Source organism: Methanofastidiosum sp. (genome assembly GCA_013178285.1).
Lineage (GTDB): Archaea > Methanobacteriota_B > Thermococci > Methanofastidiosales > Methanofastidiosaceae > Methanofastidiosum.
This window is the reverse complement of sequence record JABLXD010000059.1, coordinates 1-8,602: the sequence shown is the minus strand read 5'-3', so window position 1 is coordinate 8,602 and position 8,602 is coordinate 1. Positions and strand designations below refer to the sequence as shown.

Below are 8,602 nucleotides of genomic sequence, written 5' to 3'. Positions count from 1 at the left end.
TTGTTCATATTTGATTCCTTTAGCTCTTAATTCTTTCATAGCTTCAACAAGCTGTTTTCTTAAGTTTTCTCTTTCTTTTTCTGTTACTAACTTTGTCATTTTGTCCTCCTTATTGTGATTATATAATATGTTTAGTTATGTTGTCAATAGTTGTTTCAAAAATCTTTTATTTGGCTATTCATGTTAAAATAGCCAGTTATTTTTAACTGTTACAAATAAATTTAAAATGTGCTATACTATATAACTAACTACAACGAAGTAACCGAATTTTTGGGGGCGATTATGACTCCTGAGGAGAAACTTGGGAACCTGATAAGAGAGTACAGGGAAAAGCGTGGTTTATTGTTGCAGGAATTAGGTAAAAAAGTTGATGTAAACTACACTCACATATCTTATATAGAGAAGGGACTGAGAACTCCCTCTGAAGAACTACTTGCAAAGCTTGCCCACGTGTTTGCAGAAAACGAACAGGAAGAGAAGGAACTACGGGAAAGGTTCTTTTTCTATCTTGCCCAGATTAAAGCCCCAAAGGAGATAAGAAGTAAGCTAAGATTAAAGGGGGGAAGAGAGACAAAACAGGAACAGGATGCTGTAAAGAGTTCCATGCCAAGGGCATTTCTTGATTTACTCAGAAAACACGTTGCGGTAAAACCGCCAGAATTTTTTGATGAAGCAGGGATACCTTACAAAAGAATAAGAAAGGTTCTTGATGGAGAAGGCTGGCTTGAGAGAGCAGAGGTAATAAAGCTTGCAACTTTACTTGGTGGGAACGTAAATGAATATCTCTTAAAAGCTGAATACATACCAGAAGAGTTTGAAGCTATACTTGGTAGAAAATCCGTCATAGAACTTATGAGATCCCTTAAAAAACTTCCACCAGAACAATTAGATAAAATGATTTCTGCAATTGAGACCATACTTCAGACAGTCATAAAAAATGACGAGTCCACAAGATAATGTTAGACTTCTAGCGAGAATTTTACTTAAAAAAGTTGGAATTCATACTCCACCAGTAGATGTTTTGCGAATTACTGACTACTTAGGTGCCGAAGTTGTATTCTCAGACGAATTTCCAGATGGAATTTTTGGATGTTTATTGCCACTTAAAAATGGAAAATTTATTATCGCAATAAACGTTTATAGTTCTGACACAAGAAAAATTTTCACCATTGCCTACGAAATTGGGCATATTTGCCTTAAGCACTACGAAGCGTTAGAGAAACTTTACTCCGAAAAAGAAAAAATTGCTCTTGACGTAAGCCAGATTGAAACATGCAAGGCAATCATGGAAAGATATGCAAACGTATTTGCATCTGAACTACTTATGCCTAAACACATGGTTTTGCCTCATTATTATAAAACAAATGGAGACGTAGATAAACTTGCCGAAATCTTCATGGTTTCTAAGGAAGCTATGGAGATAAGATTAAAAGAACTAAATCTTAAATAGTTCCTTCCTTTTCTTCTATATCGCCAAACTGGTTACCATCTGTCCTTAATACTACATGAAGGTAATAACCATAAAACTCAACGAAGAATCCTGGGCATATATTATTGCAGACAGCGACGATATGGAGTTTATAGAAAAACAGGTCAAACAACTCCTTGAAATTGCAAAAGCACGTTATTCAGACTGTAAAGTTCAGGTTTTGGGTGTTCATCCAAGCCAACTTAAACAAATACAACAACAAATAGAAAGAAAGGAGGAAACATGTTTAACAAAATCATCCTAATTGGAAATCTTACAAGGGATCCTGAGACGAGGTATACACCGACGGGAGTAGCGGTGACAACAGTTCCAGTTGCAGTTAACACAAGATACAGACAGGGAGACGAATTAAAAGAGGAAACTCTCTTCATTGATGCAATTGTTTTTGGGAAACAGGCTGACAATTGCATGCAGTATCTTACAAAGGGACAGGCAGTTCTAATTGAAGGTAGATTAAGGGAAAGAAGGTGGGAGCAGGATGGAGTGAAAAGAAGCAAAGTTGAAGTGATAGCAAGTAATGTAAGATTCTTTCCAAAGAGAGAAAGGGAGGAAACTAAAGAGCAGGAAACCATTAAAGAGGAGCTCTTTACCGATGATTCAACGACACTTGAACCGTTCTAAGACAGAGCTAAAGAAATACAAGTGCAGAATTTGTGGGATTAAAACACATAATCCAGAAGAAATTTGCGTGTTATGTGAGACAGGAATTACAAGACTCTATAGGGAGATGATAAAGGAACTTGAAGACGAGAAAACAAAAAAAGAAAACAGGAAAAAAGTTAAAAATGCATTGGCTACCTTGCCGTAGCCAATGCATTTTATTCTGTTTTGTCCTTTTTCTCCCCCTACTCTTATTATTCTTTCCATCTTTTCCTGATTCCGCTGAATACAATCGATACAACACTTCATATGAGCAGATTTCTCAGTGCATTCAGTCTGCTGGAAACTACTACAGAGTAAATCCCTTGTTACTATGGGGGATTGCAAAGGTAGAATCAGGCTTTAATCCGTTTGCACTCAATAAAAACGCAAATGGAACTTACGACATTGGAATTATGCAAATTAATTCAAGCTGGATTCCAACCTTAAAAAATTATGGGCTTTACGATACAAAACAACTTTGGGATCCTTGCTACAACATCTACGTAGGTGCTTGGGTACTAAAGCAATGCATTGACAGACACGGTTATACTTGGGAGGCAGTAGGATGTTACAACGCAGTATCCACGACAAAGAGAGTAAAGTATGCAAATAAAGTGTACAAAGTACTTGAGCCTTATTTGAAAAAGCAATAAACAAGAAGGAGGCTATGTTTGAACTAATTGAAACAGGATTATTCAAGTGGAAAGTAGACTATCAATATTGTGACAAAATATTTTCAATGATTATTTGGGCAGACAATCAGGAGGAAGCGATAGAAAAAGCAGTAGAGGAATTAATAAACAATGGCAAAGGGGTTAATTCTATCATTTTGCAGTGCCAAAGAATAACAGACACAGGTGAAATGTGAAAAAAGAAAAACAAAAAAAATACAAAAGAGAAGAGCAAAACTTAGTTAAAGCTGTTTTGGAATATTTGTATTACAAAGGTTTTATTGCAATAAGAAATAATTCAGGCGTTATATTTATTGGCAATGGAGAACGGAAAAGAGCAATAAGAGTTGGACTTTCTGGAAGTGCAGACATTATTGCCTGTTCTCCTAAAGGAAATTTCGTTGCGATTGAGTGTAAAAGCAAGAAAGGGAAACTTACCAACAAACAGAAGGAGTTTTTGGATAAAGTAAAAACACTTGGTGGTGTAGCTTTAATAGTGAGAAGTTTGGATGATGTAATAAACTATTTTGAATAAAGGAGGGCAAATTGGAGGAGAAATATTTGCATTTTCAAGTAGAAGGAGTTTTATTTGGTGTACCAGCAACAGAAATTTGGGATATAGTTCCTTATGATTCTGCCAGGGGAGAAATAATAAAAATCAATGGAGAATTAATTCCTGTTTTTAACATCAAAGAATATTTCAATCTTTGCAAAACGGAAGCCCCGCAAAAGGTAATTGTGACTAATGGAGCAAGAAAATTTGGTATTATGGCAGACAAAATTGTAGGCATTTTGGTTACTAATCCTTTGGGAATAAATAAAGACTTAGCAGATGTGGTATTTTCTGCAGATGAGCTTGTAAAAGGAGTTGTAAAAAGGGGGATAATTTTGTTATCATTTTAAGTATGTCAAAAATTCAGGGAAAAATAAACACAACAAAGGAGGTAACCTATGCAACACAAACCAATCTTTAAGGTCCTTGCTGTAGTTGTCTTACTCCTTGTTGCAACACAGCTTACTGGTTGTGGACACATGCTTACAGCCATTGAACACTCTGACATGCAAGTGAAACTCAAGATGACTGACACAATATTTCTTGATCCTGTTTTGAAGGCAAAGAACAGAACAGTGTTTATCGCAGTTAACAACACATCAGACATGCAGGAAGTGGATACTGAAATGCTTAAGAATTTAATTGCAGGAAGACTTACAGCTAAGGGATATCAGGTAGTTCAAAACCCTGATCAGGCTGGCTATATCATTCAAGCAAATGTTCTTTACATGGACTATGTTCGTCAGACAGGCACCCATGAAGGAGGTATAACAGGAGCATTGGTTGGTGCAGGAACAGGTGCATTAGTCGGACAAAGCAGAGACACATCCATTGCACTTGGACTAATTGGTGGTTTGATCGGCGGAGTGGGTGGGGCTCTCATTGGCAAGGCAATCAAAGTAGAAACCTATGCAGGCGTTGTTGACATTGAGTTAAGAGAGAAGACAGACAAGCCTGTTACAGGACAAATGATAACCAATGCACAAACAGGATCTGCAACAACAATACATACAAGACAGGAAATCAATACTAACTGGCAGATTTACAGAACCAAGATTGCATGCACAGCACAGCAAACAAATATAGATAAGAATGAAGCCGCAAGAGTAATTGCAGAGAGAATTGCAACTCAGCTAGGTGGAATATTCTAACAAAGAAATAAGCCCCTACTATATTTGTAGGGGCGTTAGCTTTCTCAATCAATTTCAAAAAGGAGGCAATTATGTTTAAAAAACTTCATTTATTACCGCTTGTGGTTTTTATTACCTTACTTTCCTTTTCAGTAGCTTTTGCAGAAAATCAGCAAACTTGTGAAAGTCTGTACAGCGAAATGAAACAATTACGAGAAGAAATAAGAACACTTATGGAAGACAAAACCGCTTTTGATACAGAAAAAGATAAACCTCTATTTGATTCTTACTTAAGATATGACAAACTTTATAAATCACTTTTTGAAAACAGATGTCTTTCACTTCCTGCTGTAAATAAAACAAGTGATATTGAAGGGAAAACATCATTACAATTGTTTTTTATTAATTCTATACAGTTTTTCCCATGGCTTTTAGAATACAAAAACAAAAATGTATCTCTTTATGAGCTTTATTTACCTGAAAAAAAGATACCTGAAAACATTAAATACTGTGTTTTCAAGTTTGAAACAATTAATGACTTTTATGGAACAGTTATAAGCTGCCCCTTTGCCTCTCTTGAAAAACAGTGGATTTTTACAAAATTTACAATTACAAGAAATGGAGAGCAAATAAAAGATGGAATAGTGTTTCCTGCAAATCCACCAGAAAGAAATTACATAATTGGTATGGCTAAAATGTGGTTTGAGTTGTCTACGATTAGACTTGAGCCTGAAATAAAAGCATGGTTTGACAAAGAATCACAGCACTGGGGAATGTCCCTACAGGCACAGTAGGGGTTTTCCAATCTGAAAAACACAATCTACTTGTAAGAAAGGAGGAAGCTTTGAAAAAAGTAAAAATTTTACTTTCCTTTATTTTGCTTATCCCCCTTGCCTCTGGCTGTAGCACTAAAGTTTACGAACACAGTCTTTTTTGGAAAAAGGAAGGAACTATATATAATATTCAATACGCAGATAAAGCTATACTGATAAGTGATCATGTGTTCAGAGTTGAATTAGAACAAGACAGAAGTACAAAATACATAAAAACAGGAAACATAGCAGATTGTTTGTATCAAGGACTAAAAGAGAGTGGAGAATTTGGCACCTACGCTATTCTTAAGGAGCAAGATAAAAATATGCTCCCTCCACAGGCAAAAGTAATAAGAATTGTGCCAAAGGATGTAAAGTTAAAAAATAATATCTGGAAAACTTCAACAATAGGAGTTGTAACTGCTACTGTTATTATAGATGGCGTAGAAAAAGAGATAGAAAGCGAAGGCAAAGGTGCTTTTTTAATTTCAAAAGATGCCCTGTCAAAAGCCTGTGAAAACTTTGGAAAAGAGTTAAAAAAGACTTTAAATCAAGAAAAGAAATAATAAATTTTTAAAAGGAGGAAAACGATGCACAGTAGAGTTTTTGTATCTTATCAGAAATTTTAAAACCACAAGAAAGTAATATAATCTCATTGAAGAGAAACCTCCTCAAATTTTTATTGTAAGAACATTCGATTATTATTTTGAATAAATTGTCTTCTACTTCTGTAGTAGATTCCCTATTTTATAAGAAGGTTAATTTATTTTTGTCAATCATCTGCCACTATAATATTAATCTGATTATTTCATTCGTAGGTAGTTGACTTTCTTGAACAGAAGCAAAAAATTCTTTTGATCAATTTCGTATGTTATGGCTTTTAATGGTTACTTATTGATTTCTCTTTTTTATAAGACCATCTCGTAGGAGGCTTTTATGTCAGAAAAACACAAACTTGAACGTTACTACTATCATCCTTTTGGTAGAATCGTGGAAAACAAGCTTATTTGTGGTTATTGTGGGAAGGTTGTAGATTCACTTTTTCCTTCTAAAGTCCCTTGCAAACCAGACATTGCAAGTGTGCTCAAGTGGAAAGATTACTTTATTGAATTGAATGTAGGTTTTTTCGGAAAAGTAGGATTGCTGGCATACAGGGAGAAAAATGGAAATCGCTTTGATTATCACGTAGTTGAAGGAATTGACAATGAAACAAAAGTTGAACTTGAGAGGCTGATGTTTAAGGCTGTTGAAGAAGTAGGAGCTATTAATTTTACAGATATCTATCCAATTACTGATGAACTTATGGAGTTCCTTGAAGAAAACATTGGGACAAGGATAAAGCTTGTTAAACTGGTAGAAAAAGGGGAGAGAGTAGAAGCGGGGGAAGGGGAACTATAAGACCTTAATAAGTAGCTTCTTCCAAAAACATTATCGAGGAGGAATATCATGACTTTTAGCGAATATCAAGAAAAGGCAAGACAAACTGCAATTTATCCAAAAACCGAGCCTAACTGGATATATCCTGCGTTGGGGCTTTGTGGAGAAACAGGAGAAATTATGGAGAAGCTTAAAAAAGTAATCAGAGATGGGAACTCTATTGACAAAGAAGCTTTAAAGAAGGAGCTTGGAGATGTCCTCTGGTATCTTTCTAATCTCGCATTTGAACTCGGGTTAGACCTGGAAGACGTCGCACGAACAAACCTAGAAAAGCTATTTTCTCGCAAAGAGAGAAACTGCCTTAAAGGAAGTGGAGACAACAGATAAACAGGAGGTTCCTAAATGAATCTCGACTTATGGGAGAAAAAGTATAAAAGCAAAACTGACATTTCTCCTGAAGACACGCTAAAAAGGGTTGCCAGAGCAATCTCTCAAGGAAATGCAAAACTTGAACAGGATTTCTATGCCATAATGTCAGAATTAAAGTTCCTTCCAGGGGGTAGAATTCTTGCTTACGCTGGGACAGAAAATCCTAAGGCAACGCTTGCGAACTGTTATGTAATGGGGGAGATTGAAGACAGCATGGACGGAATTATGCAATCTCTATATGAGTCTGCATTAACCTTAAAAGCTGGTGGGGGAATTGGAATCAACTTTTCTACTCTCAGACCAAAAGGAGATTTTGTAAGTGGAACATCTTCCGTTGCATCAGGACCTGTTTCATTTATGGAGATGTGGAACTCGATGAGTAGAACTATATCAGGCGTAAACCAGAGAAAAGGAGCAATGATTGCGGTGCTTAATGTGGATCATCCAGACATAGAGAGCTTTATAACTGCGAAAGCACTTAATACTCCTGAAAATCCTGTTTTAGAGAAGTTTAACATTTCAGTTGGAGTTACAGATGATTTCATGATAGCGGTTAAAAACGACAGTGAATTTTCTTTAACCTTTAACGGTAAGGAATACAAGAGAATTCCTGCAAAACAGATTATGGACCTGATTATTGAGAATGCCTGGGCAAAGGCAGAGCCAGGAGTTGTTTTTCTGGACACCATTAATAAACTTAACAATCTCTGGTATTGTGAAACGATAAACTCAACAAATCCCTGTGGCGAACTTCCACTTCCACCTTATGGAGCATGCATGCTTGGGGCGATAAATCTTGCAAAATTTGTAATTAATCCATTCGGGGAAAAGCCTGAAATAGACTGGAATGAGTTAAAGAGAGTGATAAGATTAGCTGTAACTTTTCTAGATAACACCATAGATGTTTGCTACTATCCTGTTGAAGAACAGAGAAAACAGGCAGAGTTAAAAAGAAGAATTGGGCTTGGTGTAATGGGGCTTGGTTCTGCACTGGCGATGTTAAAGGTAAGATACGGAAGTGATGAGTCTAAAAAAATATGCCAGAAGATATTCTCATTCATAAGAGACAATGCTTACCAGACATCCATAGAACTTGCAAAGAAAAAGGGAGCATTCCCGCTATTTGATAAAGAAAAATATTTAGAAAGCGAATTTATAAAAAGACTCCCTGAACACATTAAGAAAGGGATTGAAAACAATGGTATCAGGAATTCATGTCTTCTTACCATTGCACCGACTGGTTCAATCAGTCAGTTAGCTGATTACGTATCGAGTGGAGTTGAACCTATTTTCTGTCTTGAATATGTGCGTAAAAATCCAAATTATGGGCAGGAAATACTGGTTCAAGACTACGCTTGGAAAGTTTACAAGGAACTGCATCCAAACGCAGATGTTAACCAAAAACCAGACTTTTTTGTAACCGCCTATGAACTTACATGGAAGGAACACATAGATGTTATGTCAATTTGCCAGTATTACGTAGACAATGCAATTTCAAA

15 protein-coding genes are annotated in these 8,602 nt (G+C 36.1%); all 15 read left to right on the top strand.

Annotated elements, in window-relative coordinates:
• The first annotated feature begins 282 nt into the window (after positions 1-282).
• The gene (locus HPY60_11075; protein NPV51719.1) at positions 283-957 is read left to right on the top strand and encodes a helix-turn-helix transcriptional regulator; all 675 of its coding nucleotides are present in this window, start codon (positions 283-285) and stop codon (positions 955-957) included.
• Complete coding sequence (locus HPY60_11070; GenBank protein NPV51718.1) at positions 938-1,450, top strand: ImmA/IrrE family metallo-endopeptidase; 513 nt, start codon at positions 938-940, stop codon at positions 1,448-1,450. The genes HPY60_11075 and HPY60_11070 overlap by 20 nt, the downstream gene beginning before the upstream one ends.
• Before the next feature lie 55 nt (positions 1,451-1,505).
• A complete protein-coding gene (locus HPY60_11065) occupies positions 1,506-1,733 on the top strand; it encodes a hypothetical protein (GenBank protein ID NPV51717.1) in 228 nt (75 codons plus the stop codon).
• Positions 1,712-2,110 carry a single-stranded DNA-binding protein gene (gene ssb / locus HPY60_11060; GenBank protein NPV51716.1) on the top strand — a complete coding sequence of 133 codons (399 nt, stop codon included), beginning with the start codon at positions 1,712-1,714 and terminating at the stop codon, positions 2,108-2,110. Before HPY60_11065 ends, ssb begins: the two co-directional genes overlap by 22 nt.
• On the top strand, positions 2,097-2,297 hold the full coding sequence (locus HPY60_11055) for a hypothetical protein (protein ID NPV51715.1): 201 nt from the start codon (positions 2,097-2,099) through the stop codon (positions 2,295-2,297). The genes ssb and HPY60_11055 overlap by 14 nt, the downstream gene beginning before the upstream one ends.
• A complete protein-coding gene (locus HPY60_11050; protein ID NPV51714.1) occupies positions 2,275-2,784 on the top strand; it encodes a lytic transglycosylase domain-containing protein in 510 nt (169 codons plus the stop codon). The genes HPY60_11055 and HPY60_11050 overlap by 23 nt, the downstream gene beginning before the upstream one ends.
• Positions 2,785-2,798: 14 nt before the next feature.
• Positions 2,799-2,999, top strand: a complete 201-nt coding sequence (locus HPY60_11045; GenBank protein ID NPV51713.1) for a hypothetical protein — start codon at positions 2,799-2,801, stop codon at positions 2,997-2,999.
• Positions 2,996-3,337, top strand: coding sequence for a VRR-NUC domain-containing protein (locus HPY60_11040; GenBank protein ID NPV51712.1), 342 nt, complete (start codon positions 2,996-2,998; stop codon positions 3,335-3,337). The genes HPY60_11045 and HPY60_11040 overlap by 4 nt, the downstream gene beginning before the upstream one ends.
• A gap of 11 nt (positions 3,338-3,348) precedes the next feature.
• Positions 3,349-3,705 (top strand): hypothetical protein, encoded by a 357-nt coding sequence (locus HPY60_11035; protein NPV51711.1) that lies wholly within the window; start codon positions 3,349-3,351, stop codon positions 3,703-3,705.
• A 48-nt stretch (positions 3,706-3,753) separates the two neighbouring features.
• Positions 3,754-4,506: a hypothetical protein gene (locus HPY60_11030; protein ID NPV51710.1), complete on the top strand. Its 753-nt coding sequence runs from the start codon at positions 3,754-3,756 to the stop codon at positions 4,504-4,506.
• Between the two features lie 71 nt (positions 4,507-4,577).
• Positions 4,578-5,279 (top strand): hypothetical protein, encoded by a 702-nt coding sequence (locus tag HPY60_11025; protein NPV51709.1) that lies wholly within the window; start codon positions 4,578-4,580, stop codon positions 5,277-5,279.
• 50 nt (positions 5,280-5,329) lie between these two features.
• Positions 5,330-5,863, top strand: a complete 534-nt coding sequence (locus HPY60_11020; GenBank protein ID NPV51708.1) for a hypothetical protein — start codon at positions 5,330-5,332, stop codon at positions 5,861-5,863.
• Between the two features lie 370 nt (positions 5,864-6,233).
• Entirely contained in the window at positions 6,234-6,695 is a 462-nt protein-coding gene (locus HPY60_11015) for a hypothetical protein (protein ID NPV51707.1), read from the top strand.
• A gap of 48 nt (positions 6,696-6,743) precedes the next feature.
• On the top strand, positions 6,744-7,061 hold the full coding sequence (locus tag HPY60_11010; GenBank protein ID NPV51706.1) for a nucleoside triphosphate pyrophosphohydrolase family protein: 318 nt from the start codon (positions 6,744-6,746) through the stop codon (positions 7,059-7,061).
• A 15-nt stretch (positions 7,062-7,076) separates the two neighbouring features.
• Positions 7,077-8,602: adenosylcobalamin-dependent ribonucleoside-diphosphate reductase (locus tag HPY60_11005; protein ID NPV51705.1), on the top strand; the 1,526-nt coding region annotated here is incomplete at its 3' end.

What these genes read in the sequence shown, in the direction of transcription:
- HPY60_11075 (NPV51719.1), top strand. Translation starts at nt 283, where the DNA reads ATGACTCCTGAGGAGAAACTTGGGAACCTGATAAGAGAGTACAGGGAA.
- HPY60_11070 (NPV51718.1), top strand. Translation starts at nt 938, where the DNA reads ATGACGAGTCCACAAGATAATGTTAGACTTCTAGCGAGAATTTTACTT.
- HPY60_11065 (NPV51717.1), top strand. Translation starts at nt 1,506, where the DNA reads ATGAAGGTAATAACCATAAAACTCAACGAAGAATCCTGGGCATATATT.
- ssb (NPV51716.1), top strand. Translation starts at nt 1,712, where the DNA reads ATGTTTAACAAAATCATCCTAATTGGAAATCTTACAAGGGATCCTGAG.
- HPY60_11050 (NPV51714.1), top strand. Translation starts at nt 2,275, where the DNA reads ATGCATTGGCTACCTTGCCGTAGCCAATGCATTTTATTCTGTTTTGTC.
- HPY60_11045 (NPV51713.1), top strand. Translation starts at nt 2,799, where the DNA reads ATGTTTGAACTAATTGAAACAGGATTATTCAAGTGGAAAGTAGACTAT.
- HPY60_11030 (NPV51710.1), top strand. Translation starts at nt 3,754, where the DNA reads ATGCAACACAAACCAATCTTTAAGGTCCTTGCTGTAGTTGTCTTACTC.
- HPY60_11025 (NPV51709.1), top strand. Translation starts at nt 4,578, where the DNA reads ATGTTTAAAAAACTTCATTTATTACCGCTTGTGGTTTTTATTACCTTA.
- HPY60_11015 (NPV51707.1), top strand. Translation starts at nt 6,234, where the DNA reads ATGTCAGAAAAACACAAACTTGAACGTTACTACTATCATCCTTTTGGT.
- HPY60_11010 (NPV51706.1), top strand. Translation starts at nt 6,744, where the DNA reads ATGACTTTTAGCGAATATCAAGAAAAGGCAAGACAAACTGCAATTTAT.